We start from the raw sequence: 20,684 nt of genomic DNA on the forward strand, positions 1-20,684 counted from the left end.
AAGTGCATAGGATTTTCCCATTAAGCCTTTTTTATTTTCCAATTACCTTGTCAATAATGCCGTACGCTAATGCTTCCTGTGCACTTAGAAAATAGTCGCGCTCCGTATCGTGAGCAATTTTTTCTACAGGCTGACCTGTGCGCTCGGCAATCATCTGATTAATGTGTGCCTTTAACTTTACAATACGCTTGGCTGAGATTTCAATTTCAGTCGCCTGCCCCCTTGCGCCCCCAAGCGGTTGGTGAATCATAATTTCGCTGTTTGGCAATGCCATACGTTTACCTTTTCATGGCTGATCATAATAATACGGTCTTTTAAAAGGCGAGAATAAATATCATACGAACGTTCACCTAGCTTTGTTTGTTCAATCACATATGGAATTGTCATAGCTATCCTCCTATTATGCTGCGCACATAAGCGCGTTTGGTGTGGTGAGCTGTAATGCAGGAGAAACAATATTACGTAGCAGGTCTGGGTTTTGTTGAAGTAGCGATTGTGTGAATATGGTTACCATTGCATCATCTTGTGCGACTACCTCTTCGTTCTGTAATAACTGCAATTTACTTCTCATACGAAACAATGTGGATTTTACTGCACCTTCTGTAGTGCCGCACATAGTAGCAATATCAAGCAGGCTGTATTGAAAGCTTTCTTTCAGCACAAACATAGCTGCTTGCTGTGGCGTAAAGTGTGTTACTAATAAAGCAGCGGCTGTTTGCAAATCTGCATATTGTAACAACGGTTGATGAGAAGGCTCTTGTTCCCACGCACCAGCTCTCTTGTGTTTACGCAATTGATCACGCCATGTATTTCGTGCCATCGTGCAAAGCAGTGAGAAGGTAATGGTATTTTCTTGCGGTACATACGTATGCATTGCTTTTGACATTGTATCTTGTAATACATCTTCTCCATCCCACACATTGCCGGTCATCTGGCAGCAATAACGGTGCAAAGCTGGATAATATTCTAACAAACGTTCTTCATTTGTTTGTTCTTGCTGATGATTCATGCTATCAACTCCCCTTATTACCTGTAATATATAAACGTATGATACGTATAAAAAGTTACGATGATATGAAAAAAAGTAAAAAAACACTCCAGACGACTTCATGTTGGAGTGTGAGAATGCGTGTTATTTCGTTTGATTTAAGAAAAACAGAGCTAATGTTCCCGGCCCTGCATGTGCACCGATTGCCGCTCCGATGGAGTTAATGACAAATGTTTGCGAACCAAAACGTTCTTGAATCATTTCTTGCAGTTTTTGTGCAGCTTCCAAATCATCGCCATGGCTAATTCCGATTACTTGTTTTTCCAAATCAATTCCTCGTTCAGCCATTACATCAACCATGCGCTGCAATACTTTCTTACGTCCGCGAATCTTCTCAATTGGAATAAGCTTGCCCTCCTCTACATGAAGAAGAGGTTTGATGTTTAGGAGACCTCCAATAAAGCCGGCCACTTTACTGACGCGGCCGCCGCGCACGAGTGTCTGCAAATCATCTACTGTAAAGATATGCTCTACATGCTGTGTTAAAAATGCGACATGATTACGAATTTCTTCGACTGTTTTTCCTTGCTGCGCTAGCTTGGCAGCTTCTAGTACAACAAGCCCTTGTCCTGTTGAAGCACATTTTGTGTCTATAATAGAAATGGTTGCTTCCGGATACTCTTCTTCTACATCTTGCTTTACAAGCATTGCAGATTGATAAGTACCTGATAACTCTGAAGAAAAGGCCAAATACAGACATGGTATGTTCTTCGCAGCATATGTTACAAATGTTTGATGAATGGTTTCATAAAACGGAAGTGATGTTTTATATACTTGTCCAGCTCTCATACCATCAAATAGTTGTTTAGGTGCCAGCGTCACACCATCAAGAAACTCCTTATCTTGCTCATCATATACGCGAAGCGGAATTACATCGATATTATATTGCGTCAATAAATCCTTTGGCAAATCCGCCCCGCTGTCGGTAATAATTTGTACTGTCATTGCTTTCCCCGCCTTTGTTATGTATGTTTATGTTTTATTATATATGCAAATGCGGCAATTGGGAAATCATCTATATACATGCAGATAAAAAACAACATTCTAAACAATAAAAAGCCACCTTTTGGTGACTTTTTATGCATTAACCGATAGGTTCTACTTCCGGCATCTGTGCTACATAGCGCATATTGCGAATCACTTCCTGCTGACGCAGACGCAAATGGAATAACTTAAGCGGATCTTGGAACACTTCTGGATTCGCCTTCATCGCACTATGTTTATCACGTTGCTGTTGAATGTCCATATGTGTTTCTTCTACTGTTTCTTTCAAGATACGGAATGGTTCAGCGAAGAACATAGATACATCTTCTTCTAGTGCGCGCTCAAACAATGTGAATTGCTCAAAGCACATGCGAATTACTTCCTGTGTCACTTCTGTATAATCTTCATTCTCTATATATTTGCGATACTGGTTTTCAAGCAGCTGCTTATTTTGTGAGAATCCGCCAAATAGTTTACCAGCGCTCTTTAACAAAAATTGTCCAGGTGTAAAACGAAGCAAAATGTTAATGTCAGCAATACGGATGCGGCGTAACATACGTTCCGTATCACGGCGCCAATCTTCCAGTACCTTAAAGTCACAGGTTAATTGCATTTTTTCTTCTTCATATAATGAATTGAATGTTTCACTTGTTTCATATAAGTAAGTTTGACTTTGTGACAATTCTTCCTTTACTTCATCTAGCCAGTTGCGAAGGGCAACTGTTAATTTCGGTAATACCTTTTCTGTAACATAATCCTGTACCATATCATTCATTTGGTCATTTAACGTAACATGAATATTGCGGAAATCTAGCTCATCATGGATGAGAGAAGTAGCTCCTTGTAAGAGCACCGGAATATCACGGCGCATATCAACAGCAATATTTTCTTTGATGTCGCGATAAGAGGATGAAATCACTTTATATTTCTCTGCTTCTAATGCGGTCAAATTATTGATAAAGCCGTTTAACTTGACAAGCATATCTTCATTCCAGTGAATGGATTCCATCAAACTGTTTTCTGCTGCGATTCGTTGTTCCATTACATCAATTAAGACGTTGCGCACCGCGCTTAGCACTTGATTTGTACGGCGCTCTGCTGGACGTACAGAGCGAGCGAGTGCCTGCATGTATGTCCCAATCTCATTCGCGTGTGCAGTGAATACACGTGCATTCGGGAAATATGGCTGTACACGCATTTGCACATCTTCAAGTAACCTTGCTATATCTTCCCTGCGCATACCATCCAATTTATTTAATACGAAATGAATTGGTAGGTTTGGCGCTTGCTCTTGCAACGTTAATACGATTTCTTGTTCGCGCGCGGTGAAGGGCTCATGCGCATTTAACACGAATAACAAGCTATCTCCATAATGCAAGTAGCGGAATAAACGGTTAGTTTCAATTGGTTGATTCGCAAATTCTGGTGTATCAATAAAAGCTAACTCATATTTTTGTAGAAAAGGAGATGGCAATTGGAATGTAAAAGCTGCATCTTGCTCATTGCCGTGAGCTGTGATTTCATAGAACTCCTCTACATTCATTTCTGCTTGCCCCTCTTGTGATACTGCTTGTACAGCTACGTGAGGTGCATCTTCAATGATCACTGTACCTAGGCTGTTGGCGCCAAGCACTTGTTCACCAAGAATGGAATTAATGAAATAGGATTTTCCGCTTCCGCTTATAGACGCTACAAGAACATGACTCTTATCTGCATGTAGAAGCTTCTCCATCATCCATCTCACACGAACATCAAGCGGGAATTCGTTTTGCTCAGCCCATTCTAATACAGTGTCCAATAAATGCAAACCTTCTTCAAGTCCTGTATTTTGCTCTTTGTAGTCATATAAAATATGTTCCGCATGCTGTAAATCGTTTCCTTCTATGGTAGAAGGAAACAATCCTTCCCAAGCTAACACAGCTGCCGCCGCAAACAAAGCATCCGTTCGATTTGCAATTTTCAACCAGTTTCCCAATAAGTCTGGCACAAGGTGCTCAAACTCTTTAATGAAGTAAGAACCGCTGATTAAACGCTTGTATGTGCTTCGATATAAGTCAGAAATTTCTTCCCAAGCAGTTTCTGCATAACCAATTCCGCCAAATAAATTATTTACCGCTTGTAGCCATTGCAGATCGTACGGCGATTGGCTATAGCTGTTCCAGTGCGCCGATACCATTTCACGAAAACGTGATATATCTGTTTCGTATATAGCGCGCAGCACTTCAGAGAAATAACCTGGCTCTGTGTCTTTAGTAAATCCCTTTTGTATGTATCCAATGAGCACTTGCATCCATGTGGTTGATTTCGTGCGTATTATCTCATTTACGGCCAGTTCAATCGCACTGGACCAATCCTGCTCTTCTTCATAAAATGTTCGAGCCAACGACGTTACGTTCGGATAGTCTGGATTTTGTATCACTGCTTCCTTAATTACACGAAATGCATGTTCTTTCCGCTCTTGCTCTAAGTAAAGAGAGAACAACTGCAGTGCAATTTCTGATGTTAAAGAAGCTGAATCAGTTTGTACGTTTTTGTATAACTCTTCTGCTTTTGTTGTGTTCCCAAGTTGAAAATAAGCATCAGCCATATTTTTTTGCGCCCAAGCTACAAATGTCCCATTTACTTTTTCCCATTTATAAATGGCGGCTTCATAATCTTTAAAATGATAATAGACTTCGCCCTGCGCATAGCGAATATGCGACAGGTTTTCACTGTCCAGCTCCGTTTCATGAAAGTATGCTTCCCCTAATACGGCAACGGGGTGATTCCCTTCTTGATCTACCATAAACGTTTCATAAAACGCTTTATTAATAAAATGTTTTTCAGTCATATTTTCACCCACTACAATTTCTATTTTTCTCTTTTTCACCGAACGACACATGATACTATCGGTTGTCTTCCTATTCTAGCAGGAAAGTTTCGCAAATAGATTGCAATTATGTTTCAATTTCAAAACAATCCTACTATAAACTAAAGCGTTCCAAGCTTTTGTCCATCATTTCTTGATTAATCCCAATATATTTAAGGGTAATACTGGGGTGAGAGTGATTCAATATATTTTGCAAAAGTGCTACGTCTTGATACATCTGATAATGCCAATAACCAAACGTTTTCCGGCACGTATGTGACCCGATATGTGACAGCCCGACTTCTTCTGCGGCCGCTCGTAAAATTTTATATGCTTGCACGCGCTGTAAGGGCAAATCTGTTTTTTGCGAGGGAAACAAATAATCTTCTTCGTCCATATGTCTTGTGTATGCAAGGATTGTTTCTCGCAGATCCAAGTTAATTAAAAACCGCTTTCTTTTTTTTGTTTTTTCTTCTTGAATTTCAATATGAGTTCGATTTCGTACGTCTTTTACGCGCAATTGAAGCAGATCAGAGATACGTAAGCCGGTGTTAATCCCCATTACAAATAAAAACCAATTACGCTCTGATTGCTTGCGTAGCACCTGCTTCATTTGTTCAATCATATATTTATCCCGAATTGGCTCAACTACCTTCATTCCTTCGCTGATAATTGCTCGGTAGTCTGATTTTAAGTTGCGCTTTTTCTCATCACGACGTTTCTTTTCGCTTAACGCCGCAATACGCTTTTGTAATTCTCTTTCTCCATATTTATGTGTTAAATAGATGTATTCTCCCTCTGTGAGCGAGACATATGTAGCGTATTCCTTCTTTTCCATCGCATACTCCATTTACTTTTATTGGATAAAACATTACTAAAATATGTTTCATTCCTATATTTACCTATTTATTACTTTCTCTTATTTCATAAGCTTTCATAGTATTTTCATAATGAAACAAAATATATCTTTTGTTTCCTGTTTATATTTTACATCTTTCTATGAAAATAGAAAAGAAAAAGGGTATAAAAATTGCGATTTTAATAAAATCGCTTTAGAAGCTCCAGAATGCTCATTAAGAGGTTTTGTGGTTCTAGGTACATGTCCTATTAACATCACTCTTTTGACGTCTCTATGAGGCTGTTTTTTTGTCTTTTTGTTTACATAATATTTTTATTGATCACATATACTCTCTGGTCTAAATCTATGTATTGACTTCGATATAAGCTACTATCCTTATCGCTATTCACAATGTGTTACAATTCAACTTAGAGGTGGAAATTTAATTTTGATAAAACAGAACATATGTTTTATAATGAAGGAATGAAAGACACTTCAAGATAAAAGGACGTGATGTCGTGAGCAAAGTTACACCATTTCTCATGTTTCAAGATGGAACAGCGGAAGAAGCTATGAATTATTACACCTCTCTCATTACCGATTCAAAGATTATGAATATTATGCGCTACGGAGCAGATGGACCAGGAAAAGAAGGCACGGTGATGCATGCAACCTTCTCATTAAAAGGACAAGCTTTTATGTGTATCGATAGCCATATCAAGCATGCGTTTGACTTCACTCCATCTTTCTCTATTTATGTGACGTGTGAGTCTGAAGAAGAAATTTATAATTTGTATGAAAATCTTTTGAAAGATGGACAATCACTCATGCCGCTTGGTAACTATGGTTTCAGCAAGCAATTTGCGTGGCTGAACGACAAATTTGGTGTATCATGGCAATTAAATTTACCTAGCTGAACAGAAAAAATAGACATAAAAAGCCAGTCTAACATCATTTAGGCTGGCTTTTTACTAACTATTTATTGATTCAATCGCATTTTCACTAGAACAGTTTTAATAGCAAAGTAACTTACATCTTCAGGTAATGCTTCTTTCAGCGGTTTTAATTTCTCGCCGCCCAGTTCTATGATTACTTTTCGTATTGTTGCTTCCTGCTCCTGTGAAAGAAAATGTTCCCACTGTACTTCTTTTCCTTCCTCCGCACATTGCAAGATGTGATTTTCAATTGTAAGCAAGGATAAATTTCGTTCTTGGGCAATATCTCGTAAAGTGTAGCCTTGCTTGTATAACGCATAACTTACAAGATGTGAAGCTTCTTTCTTTTCCTTCGTTACAACCCTTTGGCTGGACGGCATTACGCCATTTTCAGTCACATACCTATCAATAATAGCTATAAAACGCTTCCCGTAGCGCTCTTGCTTTTGCTGACCGACGCCTTTTACACTGAGGATTTCTTCAGTCGTTTGTGGTAGTTTTGCTGCCATATCACGAAGTGTCTGATCAGAGAAAATAACGAACGGTGGTACACCTTCTTCATCGGCAATTTCCTTACGTAGTCCGCGCAGCATTTCAAATAAAGCATCATCAGTAGAAACTTGTACAATTCGCACTTGTTCCTTTCGTAGTACTTGTGTTTTTCCAAGTAATACTTCTTTTCCTTCATTACTCACAAATAAAACCGGATATTGCCCATCTGTAACGCCAATATATTGCTCGGATGTAAGAAAATCAATCAAATCAGCTACATCCTTTGCTGCACGGTCTTTCATAATGCCATATGTAGTCAGCTTATCAAAACCTAATTCGAGCACCTTTTTATTAGATGAGCCGGTAAGAACTTGACTAATTATAGTTTTACCAAACCTTTCTCCCATTCGAATCATACAGGAAAGTACCATTTGTGCATCGCGTGTCACATCTACGCTAGTACGTGCATCAACACAATTGCTGCAACGTCCGCACGGCTTCGGGTCATTTTCTCCAAAGTATTGAAGAATAAAGCTCTGCAAGCATCCTTCTGTATAACAATAATCCTTCATCTGACGCAGCTTATGAAGCTCCTGTTTTTTCTGCTCTTTATGATGAGATTGTTCAATGAGATAGCGCTGTACTTGTATATCATGCGGTGAAAACAACAAAATGCACTCACTATCTAGACCGTCACGTCCGGCACGCCCCGCCTCCTGGTAGTAGCTCTCCATATTTTTAGGGAGTTGATAATGAAGAACACTCCGCACATTTGATTTGTCAATCCCCATTCCAAAGGCATTTGTTGCCACCATTACAGCAATATCATCTTGCAGAAACAAATCCTGTTGCCTTGCTCTTTCGCCATCGCTCATCCCAGCATGATAACGTCCCGCACGTATACCCTGCTTTTGTAAAAATTCATATACATGATCTACTTCTTTACGAGTAGCGGCGTAAATGATGCTTGCTTCATTTTTATTTGTTTCTATATATCTCTTCACATACGCTAAGCGATTTTGCCCCTTTACAATTTTAAAAGAGAGATTCATCCGAGCAAATCCAGTTACAATTGCACTCTCAGAAACGATGCCCAAAACCTCACAAATATCCTCTCGTACCTGCGGGGTTGCAGTTGCTGTCAGTGCTAAAACCGTCGGCTGTTTTGGAAATTGTGTTAACAAATGCTGGATTCGTAAATAACTAGGTCGAAAATCGTGCCCCCACTGTGAGATACAATGAGCTTCATCAACTGCGACCAGTGAAACGGGGAGCTCTTTTAATTGCTCTAGAAAAGCAGAAGATTCCAGTCGTTCCGGTGCAATATACAACATTTTATATATACCATGCTGTATATCATGCATACGCTCCCTTGTCTCCTTCATCGACAAGCTACTGTTTAAATATGTGGCAGAGATACCAACTTGTTCGAGAGCATCGACTTGATCTTTCATGAGAGAAATAAGCGGTGATATGACGAGGGTAATACCAGGGAGAACAAGCGCGGGAATTTGATAGCAAATGGACTTTCCCCCACCAGTTGGCATAATCCCAGCCGTGTTATAACCTGATAATACACGTGTAATGATTTCCTCTTGTCCGTTCCGAAACGATTCGTAACCAAAGTACTGTTGTAAATATTGTTTCGCTTTTGCAAGCAATAAATTCTCCCTCCTTTTTTCTTATTATAACATGATAAACAGCATGGAATCTCATATCTCCCTGCTTTTTCAAACACTGCTAGATGGATATCAATCTCATGATATAGCACTGATAAATGTTATTTGAATAGAACCTTTTATTTCCTTATCTCCATATTCCTTTTCAATTGCTTCAGGAAAGTTTTCGATAACTTGCACGCTCTCATCCAATAGTTTCAAACCATTTCCATTCAGCAACTCTAGTAATCTTCTTACACCTTTTATTTCTATTTCAAAATGAATTACAATAACTTTGTCAGAAAAGGTATTATGATTCGTTATCCAACCGGAAGATGTATGAATACAATGCACTGCATAGTCAATCATTTCATACCTATTTTCTCGTGTCGCTCCTCTAATTCTGATATTCTCCGGAATCACGTTATCACCTCACTAATATATACTATCCATTATACATCACGAAGAAATAACTGTGTGAAATCATACTAGCTTGCTTTCAGCTTGAGTCGATATAATTATATGCCTTATATTTATTACAACTTGCTTAGATTCTGTAGTGTTTGAATCCGTCCAATTTGGAAAACTTTCTTTTCGGCCACTAGTTTTTTTAGAGAGCTGCGAGATACTTCTTTTTTGTCCAAATTTTAGCATGTTATTTTCTAAAACACTGATTACGAATTGTGCTGCAAATTTGTGGTCTTTGTACCAATCACTTTACCTAAATGACATACTATAATACGTGCGGGAAGGTTATAAAAATTCTATTCATATTTTCTTGCTCTTTTGCTTATGGTAGATATTATACAAATTTGTGTTGAAAAGGGTGATGCTATGAACCATCTTTATTTTTTAGAGCGTGCATGTCAATTAGCTGAAGTTAATATTGGACAAGGTGGTGGTCCGTTTGGAGCCATCATTGTCAAAGATGATGTAATCATAGCTGAAGCTGGAAACAGTGTAACTAGAAATAATGACCCTACAGCTCATGCTGAAGTACAAGTAATTCGAAAAGCATGCGAAGTCCTAGGTCATTTTCAACTTACTGATTGTATATTGTACACCAGCTGTGAGCCTTGTCCTATGTGCTTTGGTGCGATTTATTGGGCAAGGCCAAAAGCGGTTTACTATGCATGCAACAAGATCGATGCGGCAAGCATTGGCTTTGATGATGCGTTCATCTATCAAGAGTTGGAAAAGCCATATCAGGAACGGAAAATCTATTTTCAACATCTCCATGTAGATGAAGGGCAGCGCGCATTTCAAGCATGGACCTGTAGCTCACACAAAATTCAGTATTGATGCCATGGAGATGGCATATTAATAGAGTAAATAAATGGTTGTCCCCCTCATTGTCAAACATGAGGGGGTGTTCTTTTATAGTAGATAAACAAAATAGAGCGCCTATATACGATTCACGAAAAGATTATGTGTATCCAATTATATAACAAGAATAAAGTCACTATCACCGACACTGGAATGACAATTAACGATACACTTAAGTAATCCTTCCATGTAACTTTGATGTTGTTTTGTCTTAAAATATGCATCCAAATTAAAGAAGCTAACGTTCCGATAGGTAGCAATAATGACCCTACATCGCTACCGATGATGCTCGCTAAATACATAGTCTTTAAAGTGACAGGGTCCAAATTCATTTCTGTTAATGTGATGGTTCCAATTAATAAAGCTGGATGGTTGTTGAAAAAGTTGGATAATATGGACACTAAGCCACCCATGATAAAGCTTGCTTCAAATAAACCTTGTTTAACGACTGGTTCACATATTTGTAAAAGAAATGCTGTCAATCCTGCATTGTGAAGGCCATAAATAAGTACATACATAGAAAAAGCGAAGATTAGGATATGCCAAGGTGTTTTCTTTAGTATATCAATCGGATTGGTGCGTAATTGATACCATCTCCATACAAGCAAAATCAGTGATCCCAACACCGCAACAACCTCAATCGGGATGGCCAGGAACGATGCAACAAAGAGTGAACAACGTATGATAAAAACAAATAGTAAGATTTTTATCATAAATTTTGTACGTTGACTTTTTGTCTCAACGGATACTTGCCCTTTTAAAGGATGAAAGTCCTTCGTAAAAAATATTTGTTCCACGTCATACACTGAATCTGGTAATTGTTTGGGTAGTTTTTTCTTTACTATTACATACATTAGCCAAGACATAAACACCAGACCCAATGATGAAGGTATAAACATCATCGCAGTATGCATATAAAGAGACATATTAACAATTTCCAATGCTATTAAGTTAACGATATTACTTACGCCAATAGGAGCACTTGACGCTGTAGCAATTAATGCACCAGTTAATAGGTAGGGAATTTGTTGGTGAGGCTTTAGCTGCAGATTTTTGAGAAGTAAGATTAAAATAGGAGTCGTAATAAGAATACTACCATCATTGTTAAATAACAGGGTCATCAAAAAACATAATAGTTGAATGTACCAATATAGTTTATAACCTGAACCTTTAGCTAGCTGTGCCAGTCGCGCAGCTGACCAATGAAAAAAACCGAAACTTTCTAGTATGACAGCCATGACGATTGTTGCAATAATGGTAATTGAGGCTCCGCCAATCTTATGGATAATATCCAAGATATCAGCATGCGATACAACACCTGCCAACAATACTATTCCCGCGCCAATTGCTGCCGGCCATGCTTCGTTAATCCCTTTCGGCCTCCAAAAAATTACTGCAGTCGTGATCAAGAATACGAACACTGAGATCATCATGTGAATATCCATTGTTGTATTGTTTCTTCCTTTCTAAATTTCCTAGCATTTACTTGTCCAATAACTAGTTATAGTTTATGTATATGCAAATCTACTCAAAAAAAAGCTAGGTACAAGTCCAATTCATTGAATATGTGCGTTTGTCCATTTAGGCACGTATACCATACGATAGCTGGATGAATAAAAGCCCTACTGTAATTAGCAGGGCTTTTGTACATTAAGGTAAATGCGCAGCTTTAATATGAGAGATTTTTAAAAATACGGTTTGACCGTTCGCTGTTACAAGCTCAATGACTGTATCGCTCACTTTTTTAACCAATCCTATTTTCATAGGATCTGCCCCCATATCAAACACTACAAGTTCTCCTTCCCACTTCTTTAACTGTTCTTCAAAGGAACGAAGAAATGAGAGCTGAGAGGGAATTACAGGAAATTTTTCATTACTCAAAGTATACGGGGGAGTTTTAAAGTTATATGGAATAAGCCATTTTAGATGGTGAAATGAAATCAATATCGTTTTATAGACGGGAGAGTAAAAGATAAAATAATCATTGCGAACACTGATAACGTATCCATGTAATGAGATATTACCTGTAACATAAACTTCAACAAAAAGTCCTTTTGCATTATTCAAAATTGTACGGTAGGAGATAGATTCTATCCCTTTAGCTAATGATATTTCGCTAGGACTGCTTAGACCTTCCTTTACTAGCGGACTCAGATTTATCCGATGAACATGTAATAGAGGAATATATATAAACCTCTGTCCATCAAACAGTACCAGAATATCTCTACCAACTTCAATAAGTACCCCTTGAAAAGAAGTGTTCCCTGATATTACAACATCAACTTGCTTTCCACATAACGATGCAACACTCAAAAAACTCCCTCCCGCTAGGAAAACAGCATAGTAGTACAGTATATGCTCAGATCTTTTGCTTTAGAAAATAAATCCACATCAACTTACAAATTCAGTTACAGTACAACGTTATATTCGTAAAGTGACGATATTAAAATGTAACATACTTTGTTCTTATAGGAATAAAAGCACGGGTTTCCCCGTGCTTTTATTACACCATCACTTTACAAATCTTATTCGTAAACTCTATTGGGTCTTCAATCGGTAAGCCTTCAATAAGTAATGCCTGATGATATAGTAAGCTCGTATATAATTGTAGCTTTTCTTTATCCTGTGTAAATGCATCTTGTAGCGATTGGAATACTTCGTGATTCACGTTGATTTCCAAAACCTTCTCTGCTTGAACGTTTTCGTTATGCGGCATTGCTTTTAAGATTTTTTCCATCTCAATTGTAACTTCTCCTTCTGTAGAGAAGCAGACTGGATGTGTTTTTAAACGCTTTGATGCCCGAACGTCTTTGACCTTGCCGGCAAGCAATTCTTTCATAGAGTCAAACAGCGCTTTTTGCTCTTCTGTTACGTCTTCGTTTTGCTCATTTGTTTCAATTCCTAAATCGCCACTAGAAACAGATTTGAATTCCTTCTCTTTATACGTCATGAGCATTTTAATCGCAAATTCGTCCACTTCATCTGTAAAGTACAAAATTTCATACCCGGCTTCTGCAACAGCTTCCGTTTGTGGCATTTTCTCAATACGTTCATTGCTTTCACCAGATGCATAGTAGATGTATTTTTGACTTTCTGGCATACGCGATACATATTCGTCAAGGGTAACCATCTTTTTCTCTTTAGAAGAATAGAACAATAATAGATCCTGTAAGGTGTCTTTGTTAGCACCGAAATCACTGTATACGCCATACTTCAATTGACGACCAAACGATTTGTAGAATGTTTCATACTTCTCTCTATCGTCACGGAGTAATGTCTGAAGTTGTGTTTTAATTTTGCTTTTGATATTTTTTGCGATGAGCTTCAATTGACGATCATGCTGTAGAATCTCCCTTGAAATATTCAACGATAAATCTTCAGAATCAACCATACCTTTTACGAAACTAAAGTAGTCTGGAAGCAAGTCTGAGCATTTCTCCATAATTAAAACGCCACTAGAATACAATTCAAGACCTTTTTCAAACTCTTTTGTGTAATAGTCAAACGGCATTTGTTCTGGAATAAACAAAATTGCATTGTAGCGAACTGCACCATCTACGCTGATATGGACGTGCTTTAGTGGTTTATCAAAGCCATAACGCTTTTCTGCATAAAAGTTCTCGTAATCTTCTGTTGTGAGCTCGCTTTTGTTTTTGCGCCAAATTGGTACCATGCTGTTGATGGTTTTCTCTTCTTGTACACTTTCAAATTCACCTTCGCTACCCTCTTTTGGCTTTGTTTCACTAACATCCATCTTAATTGGATAACGGATAAAATCAGAGTATTTCTTAATGATGGCACGCAGGCGATATTCTTCTAGATACTCATCATATGTTTCTTCTTCCATATTTTCTTTGATTTTTAAAATGATTTCTGTACCTCTAGTTTCTTTTTCGCATGGTTCAATTGTATAACCGTCTGCTCCCTCTGACTCCCACTTGTATGCTTGATCGCTGTCAAATGCTTTTGTAATCACTGTCACCACATCTGCGACCATAAAGGCTGAATAGAAGCCAACGCCGAATTGACCGATGATATCATGACCATCTTTGCTTTCATTTTCTGTTTTGAAGGCAAGAGAACCGCTTTTCGCTATGATACCAAGGTTCGTTTCCAGTTCTTCCTTTGTCATTCCGATCCCTGTATCCGTAATAGTAAGTGTACGGTCTTCTTTGTTTGGTGTTACTTTTATGTAGTATTGACTTTGGTCGAATGTGATGCTTTCATCTGTTAAAGCTTTATAGTACATTTTATCGATGGCATCGCTTGCGTTGGAAATCAACTCGCGCAGGAAAATCTCTTTTTGAGAATAAATGGAGTTAATCATCATTTCTAATAAGCGTTTAGATTCAGCTTGAAATTGCTTTTTTTCCATGATACAGTCCCCTTTCTATTTATAGTGTTAGCACTCTGTTTTTTAAAGTGCTAACACTTATTTTATTACCATAGGAACTATAATCTGTCAAATGTTTAATTACAATTCAGGGAATTCAATCGCATGCACTACATCATACAAACTAAGATCAATGTCCACTGGTTGATGTAAAGCAATCTTGGCGAGCTGCCAGCCGAGATAAGGGCCCATTGTTAAACCAGAAGCACCTAACCCATTTGCAATTAATAATCCGTTGTAGCCTGGCATACGTCCGATTACAGGTAAAAATCCAGGTGTGAACGGTCTGAAGCCGACCTTAACTTCAGTAAGTGTTGCATTAGAAAGTCCCGGTGCAACCGCAACTGCTTTACCAATTACTTCATTCACACCACCTACCGTGACACGCAAATCCCAGTTGGGATGATCCTCATGGGTAGCACCCGCCACTATTTGTCCATTCTCAAAAGCCAGTAAATATTGATTATTTGGTGGCATCACAACAGGCCATTCTCCTGTGCTAGTCTCTTCTAACTGAAGATGTGCAATTTGCGCTTTTTGGTGCGAAACAAGAAAATTTACTCCAAGGGGGGCCAATACTTCGTTTGCCCAGGCACCTGCCGTTACCAACACCTCGTCAGCATCAAGCGTTTCTTCTCCTACCTTGACGCCCCTTATATGTTGTTTATCATAAAGCAATGTTGCGCTGCCGTACAGGACGGAAGCACCTGCTTTTTGAGCAGCCCTTATTAGTGCATCTCTTAAAGCACGTCCATTCACACGTGCGCCGCCGCTTACGTGAACAGCAGCATATTCGGGTGCCAATACTGAAAACTTCGCGCCTGTTTCTTCGGACGACAGCCTTGTAACCCTTCCTATCTCCGGTGCGTCTTCTAAACGTTTACGAGCACGCTCTTCTATCTTTTCTAATTTATCTGCATCTGTGTGTAAACTGAGTGCACCGACCTTTTTATAGCTTGTATCCATCTCACCCCAATGTGCAAGCTCTTGTATAAGCGGTTCGTAATAAGCAGCTCCCTTTTTAACAAGTTGATACCAAGCTTGATTACGACGCTGTGACAACCAAGGACAAATGATGCCAGCTGCAACTGCAGTTGCTTGTCCGGGGTCTTGTCGGTCAATTAATATGACAGAGACGCCTTCTTTTGCAAGATGATAAGCGGCGGAAGCGCCTAAAATACCGCCGCCAATCACAATATAATTTTTCATGGCAAACACCTTTTTCATATGAATTCTTTCTATATATATATATATATTGTACTTCATCTCGCAAGATAAAATCATCTCTTGTTTGATACGATTAGTTGTATAAAACACCATCTTTAATTGTCACAATGCGATCACATACATCTAACACCCGTTCATCATGCGTGACCATCACAGCCGCTTTTCCTCTTGTTTTGACTTCTTGTGCCAACATCTCGACGATTTCTCGCCCTCGTTTTGAATCCAAACTTGCGGTTGGTTCGTCTGCTAAAATAATAGCCGGATCGTTCATAAAAGCACGAGCGATAGCCACACGTTGTCGTTCTCCTCCTGACAAGTGTTCGGGGTAATGTCGTATACGGTGTGCAAGCCCTAAACGTTCTAATAAAATCTTTGCTTTTTCCTCCTCTTGTTTCCCCATGTTTTTTGCCAGTCTCGGTACTAGCAATAATTGATCCAATATATGCAGATACGGAACTAGATTCGCTGCTTGAAATACAAAACCAATATCGTGAATACGAACATCATGTAGCTCGTTTGAAGAAAGGTGGGTGATATCATGTCCGTTAATTGCTATTGTCCCTCCTGAAGGCGTCAGCAAGGCACCTGCAATGGATAAAAAGGTGCTTTTTCCAGAACCTGAAGGTCCCATTACTGCGACAAATTCTCCTTGTTTGACACGGAGTGAAACCTCATGCAGTGCAGTGACTGCTGTTTCACCTTCCCCATATACTTTGCTAATGTTTTCAAGTACAAGTTTATCGGTCATACTTCCATCCTCCCAATCGCTTCAATAGCATCTATTTTTGCAATGCGGCGCAACGATAATAGAGCCCCGCCTACCGCTACAGTGATGAGCAGCCCAGAATACTGAAGTAGCATGCTGCCGTTCAGCTCAAACGGTATACTAGCTGGAAGTAAGGCGCTCGTTCCAAAAGTAAGAAGAATGCTCACGATTACAGCTCCGCTCGCAAGTAAAAGAACCTGACCAATCAAATTTTTTGCTAAGTAAGAGGTTTTGGCGCCAATTGCTTTTAATATGCCGAACTGATTTGTTTTTTGCAGTGTAATTACGTAAAAGAACACCGCTTGTACAAATGCTGCAATAATGACCAGAAATGTGATCATCATGGTAAGTGATCCCTGTTCTTCCTTATAGCCAGGAATACCGTTGGTTGCCTCTTCCTTTGTTATCACCTCTACATCTGAAATCTTTGTTTCCAAGGTTTTCTTTATATTAGGAGTTCCCTCTATAACAATTGCATTATAAGAAGGCTTCGTTTGTTTTCCAGTAAGCTTCATTAAGTTTTGGAAGCTTTCATTATCTGTATACAAAACGGGCATATGACTAAACATCTGTCCTTTTGCAAATCCGATGATCTTGACTTGGATCCCACTATCCTCGTTTTTTAATATATCACCAATTTTAACGCCGTTTTCTTTTAAGGATACATCAGCAATGACCTCTTGTTTGCTAACCTGCCCTAAACTTTTTCCTTCTGTGACTGTGGGCATCAGTATACTGTCTGCCTCTGTCCCAAAAACAGTAACATCGATTTTCTTGTTTTGTTTCTCTGTCGTTAGTGTTAGAGTGGTTTGTGTTAATGGGGCGGCTTGTTTCGCATGCTGCTGCACTTCCTCTAATAAAGTGGGTGGGAGTACGGACCTAGCAAGCTTTTGCTCTGCTTGTTTTTGTAGAAGTACATAATCTCCCTTTATATTTTTCATAGCAGATGCGTTATCCAGGGCAAGACCATTCGCCAATCCCGATACAATGAACGTCAGCCATGAGACAAGCAGCATAATACATCCAATTAACAGATAGCGAAATTTTCCGTGCCTTAATTCTCTTATTGCTAAAAACATCTCATTCAACTCCATTTCCTTGTTTGTAGGTAACTTCTCTACAAGAACATGGTAAAAAAAGAACATGAACACAATGTGAACAACTATTTACGTTTGATAAAATCACTAAAAAACGGGACAACACGACCTTGGCCGCTTTGTCCCGCTTTCAGCGTGGAAGTATAACTTGGAAGACAGTACCTTTTCCTACCTCGCTTTGTACTGTAATCGTTCCTTTATGTAGATAGATAATTTTCTTCACGATGGAAAGACCTAGCCCACTTCCACTTTCTTTTCTTGTTCGAGCTTTATCACCTTTATAATATCGATCAAATATATAAGGCATATCCTCTTCATGGATTCCCTGCCCTGTATCTTGTATCGTTACTTGAATAGCAGCTTTGTCCATCATACGAACCGATATGAAAATTGTGCCACCTGATTCTGTAAACTTAATGCTGTTTTGAATCAGATTGAGCCAGACCTGATGCAAAAAGCGCTTGTCACCTTTTATATATGTAGATGGCACATCCATCTCAATTCCCAATTCTTTTTCACGCCAAGACCAGGCGGCAGCATGAATAATTTGTTGAATTTGTTCTCCTATATCAAACGTCGTCCACTCCAATATATCGCGCTCTTTATCCAAAGAAGCTAAAAGGAGCAATTGCTTACTCATAACAGACATGCGCCGGCTTTCTTCCTCTATAATAGCAGCATATTGTTTTCGTTCTTCTTCCGTTACATGCTCCGTGCGCAAAGCATGTGAAAAGCCCTGAATAGAAGTGAGTGGCGACTGAATTTCATGAGAAACATTTGCAACAAATTCTTGTCGCATCTCTTCTAAACGTTGGATACTTTCTGTCATACGTTCAAATGATGTTGCTAATGTTCCAATTTCATCCTTCCGATCAACTGCAAGCTGTATATCATAATCTCCTTGGGCAATTTTCGTCGTTGCTTTCGTTAAAATTTGAATAGGTCTTACAATATATCGTGTGCCAATGAAGATGAACAGCACTGTCAAAATCAAGCTCAGTACCAGTAATTGCGCAAAAAAGATGCGCATTTCTCCAAACTGCAATTCGACATCGGGACGAATAAACAAGGCATATTTGTTGCCATCTATCTCAAAGGGAACACCGATGGTATTAATTAATTCATCATCAAAAAAACCAGTAATGAACAAACGCTTTGGAAAATTCTTAATACCATGATACACTTGTCCGTCTAATACAGTTGCAACGACAGTGTGTGGCAGGTATTTAGTTTTAAACGCACTACCATAGTAAGCATCTTGTCCTCGCTCATTTGTTATATGAATTTGATAACCTGAATGAGCAACAGTCTTGAGATAGTCAGACAGGGAGATACTGGGGAGAGTAGACGCAAACGCTGCAGTTTCTTCGGCAATTTTAGTGATTTTTTTGTCATTGAATGGTTTTAAATACACTTGATAATACGCGTTGGCTAGAAAAAAAGCGAGTAAACTGCTACTAATTAAAATACAGATAGCCGTTAACACAAAGCGAATATATAATGTCTTCAAAAGGCCTTCACCTCTAATTTATAGCCTACTCCCCGAACAGTAGAGATCATAAATGCATGTGTTCGATTAGAAAAGCGTTCCCGTAAACGTTTCACATGTACATCGACGGTACGAGCATCTCCTTCAAAGTCTATTCCCCAAATCAAATCAATTAACTGCTCACGCGTGAACGTCCGTCCTGGGTTACTCGCAAGTTGTGCCAAAAGCTCGAATTCTTTGAGCGGCAATAAGATGGTACTTCCTCCGCATCGTACTTCATAACTTCTTCGATCAATTAACGTATCTCCAACTGTAATAGTATCTGCATGTACAAGTTGATAACGCCGCAACAATGCTTTTACCCGAAATAGCAACTCTTTTGGCTCGAACGGCTTTACCAAATAATCGTCTGTTCCCGCTAAAAATCCCCGCTCTTTATCAAGGAGCTGTTCTTTGGCTGACAAAATGATAACGGGTATATCAAAATGACTTCGAATTTCTGCGCATAACTCATACCCATTTTTATGGGGCATCATAATATCAACGATAGCTAAGTGAATAGTTTCCGTTTCTAAGAGGTGTGAAGCAACGGCACCGTCTTCCGCTTCTAGTAAAAGATAGCCTTCTTGCTGTAAATAATGACGCATTAGCTTACGAATATGTATATCATCATCTGCAATCAATATGTGTATCATTCATTTCACTCCCTATTCCATCCATGCTAGTATTAGCATGTCCTTTACAAAGATAGCACATCATTGTTTCTATGGTACAACATCTTTATGAATAGAAGATGAACAAAACCATACAAAAAAAGAAGAGCATATGCTCTTCTTAAAATGTCGCAATGGCGATAATACCCTCGTCCTCATGAAGCTCCAGTTGCAAACGAGCTGCAAATGGGTCTAGCCCACGTTCCTCTAACCATAAACGAAGTGCTTCGATTAAATTCGCCTTAATTAAAATTTGTGTGCGACCGTTTACTTCCACCTCTGCTGAAAACCCATATTCATCGTCATACATCAGTTCAGCTAAAACATCTGTAGGCGCTACTTGTCTTTTATCTGCAATATACATGCATAATGCATTAATAATTTCTTGCTCAGAAATTTTTACTGCTTCCATGCTTCACGCTCTTTCTGACGTTTTTTCTTATACGCTTTAAATAGCTTGGCTGCAATCATAATGATACCTGCAAATAACATCATATTTATCATAAACGCTAAGACTGTTCCGATTGGACCAAGTCCTGCAAATAAACTACCTAACAATAAACCTCCAAGACCACCAAGTAACAAACCTTTGGCGAAGCTCCCCGCTTTGCTTTTGGGTTTGGTTGTAACCGATGGAGTTGGCTTAGAAGGTGTTGTTTGCTTAATATTAGAGTTTTGGCTTTTATTTGTCGGAACCGTTTGGTTTTGACTTGGTGTAAATGAACGTTTCCCCGATTTATAGCCCTTTGCTGCAGCATAATCTACTGTTGTGAAACTAAGAGCCACAAATGTAAGTGCAAACGCTGTAATCATTGCCATTATTTTGTTACGCATGTGAATGTTCTCCTTATGATGTATTTAGCTTGTCCA

The 20,684-nt window shown here is 38.9% G+C and carries 18 protein-coding genes and 1 pseudogene; 2 read left to right on the plus strand and 17 right to left on the minus strand.

The annotated features are described in order from the left end of the window. Nucleotides 1-31: 31 nt before the first annotated feature. The 5 genes and pseudogenes from MUG87_RS02445 to MUG87_RS02465 form a co-directional block, all read right to left on the minus strand. Nucleotides 32-387: pseudogene (locus tag MUG87_RS02445) on the minus strand (ATP-dependent Clp protease proteolytic subunit). Nucleotides 388-400: 13 nt separating this feature from the next. Further along, on the minus strand, nt 401-1,009 hold the full coding sequence (locus MUG87_RS02450) for a sigma-70 family RNA polymerase sigma factor (RefSeq protein ID WP_247085204.1): 609 nt from the start codon (nt 1,007-1,009) through the stop codon (nt 401-403). A 123-nt stretch (nt 1,010-1,132) separates the two neighbouring features. After that, a complete protein-coding gene (locus MUG87_RS02455) occupies nt 1,133-1,993 on the minus strand; it encodes a DegV family protein (RefSeq protein ID WP_247085206.1) in 861 nt (286 codons plus the stop codon). A gap of 139 nt (nt 1,994-2,132) precedes the next feature. Continuing rightward, entirely contained in the window at nt 2,133-4,862 is a 2,730-nt protein-coding gene (locus MUG87_RS02460) for a GTPase domain-containing protein (RefSeq protein ID WP_247085208.1), read from the minus strand. A 133-nt stretch (nt 4,863-4,995) separates the two neighbouring features. Next, the gene (locus MUG87_RS02465) at nt 4,996-5,538 is read right to left on the minus strand and encodes a site-specific integrase (protein WP_247087457.1); all 543 of its coding nucleotides are present in this window, start codon (nt 5,536-5,538) and stop codon (nt 4,996-4,998) included. A 698-nt stretch (nt 5,539-6,236) separates the two neighbouring features. Here MUG87_RS02465 and MUG87_RS02470 point away from each other — a divergent pair. Then, nucleotides 6,237-6,635 (plus strand): VOC family protein, encoded by a 399-nt coding sequence (locus tag MUG87_RS02470; protein ID WP_247085210.1) that lies wholly within the window; start codon nt 6,237-6,239, stop codon nt 6,633-6,635. Nucleotides 6,636-6,697: 62 nt separating this feature from the next. Here the strand turns inward: MUG87_RS02470 and recQ are convergent, their stop codons facing one another. Both recQ and MUG87_RS02480 read right to left on the minus strand, forming a co-directional pair. Then, entirely contained in the window at nt 6,698-8,806 is a 2,109-nt protein-coding gene (gene recQ / locus MUG87_RS02475; protein WP_247085212.1) for a DNA helicase RecQ, read from the minus strand. 96 nt (nt 8,807-8,902) lie between these two features. Next, nucleotides 8,903-9,226 (minus strand): hypothetical protein, encoded by a 324-nt coding sequence (locus MUG87_RS02480; protein WP_247085214.1) that lies wholly within the window; start codon nt 9,224-9,226, stop codon nt 8,903-8,905. 411 nt (nt 9,227-9,637) lie between these two features. Between MUG87_RS02480 and MUG87_RS02485 the strand changes: the two genes are divergently transcribed. Then, nucleotides 9,638-10,105 (plus strand): nucleoside deaminase, encoded by a 468-nt coding sequence (locus MUG87_RS02485; RefSeq protein ID WP_247085216.1) that lies wholly within the window; start codon nt 9,638-9,640, stop codon nt 10,103-10,105. Between the two features lie 113 nt (nt 10,106-10,218). Here MUG87_RS02485 and MUG87_RS02490 read toward each other — a convergent pair whose 3' ends face one another. From MUG87_RS02490 to MUG87_RS02535, 10 genes are all read right to left on the minus strand, one after another. Beyond that, entirely contained in the window at nt 10,219-11,574 is a 1,356-nt protein-coding gene (locus MUG87_RS02490; protein WP_247085218.1) for an arsenic transporter, read from the minus strand. A gap of 205 nt (nt 11,575-11,779) precedes the next feature. Beyond that, nucleotides 11,780-12,442: a DUF2642 domain-containing protein gene (locus MUG87_RS02495; RefSeq protein ID WP_247085220.1), complete on the minus strand. Its 663-nt coding sequence runs from the start codon at nt 12,440-12,442 to the stop codon at nt 11,780-11,782. A 190-nt stretch (nt 12,443-12,632) separates the two neighbouring features. Continuing rightward, entirely contained in the window at nt 12,633-14,504 is a 1,872-nt protein-coding gene (htpG, locus tag MUG87_RS02500) for a molecular chaperone HtpG (protein WP_247085222.1), read from the minus strand. A 99-nt stretch (nt 14,505-14,603) separates the two neighbouring features. Further along, nucleotides 14,604-15,731 (minus strand): NAD(P)/FAD-dependent oxidoreductase, encoded by a 1,128-nt coding sequence (locus tag MUG87_RS02505; RefSeq protein ID WP_281503670.1) that lies wholly within the window; start codon nt 15,729-15,731, stop codon nt 14,604-14,606. Between the two features lie 91 nt (nt 15,732-15,822). Beyond that, on the minus strand, nt 15,823-16,497 hold the full coding sequence (locus MUG87_RS02510; protein WP_247085224.1) for an ABC transporter ATP-binding protein: 675 nt from the start codon (nt 16,495-16,497) through the stop codon (nt 15,823-15,825). Continuing rightward, nucleotides 16,494-17,594 (minus strand): ABC transporter permease, encoded by a 1,101-nt coding sequence (locus MUG87_RS02515; RefSeq protein WP_247085226.1) that lies wholly within the window; start codon nt 17,592-17,594, stop codon nt 16,494-16,496. Before MUG87_RS02515 ends, MUG87_RS02510 begins: the two co-directional genes overlap by 4 nt. A 148-nt stretch (nt 17,595-17,742) precedes the next feature. After that, entirely contained in the window at nt 17,743-19,122 is a 1,380-nt protein-coding gene (locus MUG87_RS02520) for a sensor histidine kinase (protein ID WP_247085228.1), read from the minus strand. Continuing rightward, the gene (locus MUG87_RS02525) at nt 19,119-19,796 is read right to left on the minus strand and encodes a response regulator transcription factor (protein WP_247085230.1); all 678 of its coding nucleotides are present in this window, start codon (nt 19,794-19,796) and stop codon (nt 19,119-19,121) included. Before MUG87_RS02525 ends, MUG87_RS02520 begins: the two co-directional genes overlap by 4 nt. 139 nt (nt 19,797-19,935) lie before the next feature. Beyond that, nucleotides 19,936-20,226: a YxcD family protein gene (locus tag MUG87_RS02530; protein WP_247085232.1), complete on the minus strand. Its 291-nt coding sequence runs from the start codon at nt 20,224-20,226 to the stop codon at nt 19,936-19,938. After that, nucleotides 20,214-20,648, minus strand: a complete 435-nt coding sequence (locus MUG87_RS02535; RefSeq protein ID WP_247085234.1) for a hypothetical protein — start codon at nt 20,646-20,648, stop codon at nt 20,214-20,216. Before MUG87_RS02535 ends, MUG87_RS02530 begins: the two co-directional genes overlap by 13 nt. Between the last annotated feature and the right edge of the window lie 36 nt (nt 20,649-20,684).

Origin of the sequence: Ectobacillus sp. JY-23, from assembly GCF_023022965.1 — a bacterium.
In the GTDB taxonomy this organism is placed as follows: domain Bacteria; phylum Bacillota; class Bacilli; order Bacillales; family Bacillaceae_G; genus Ectobacillus.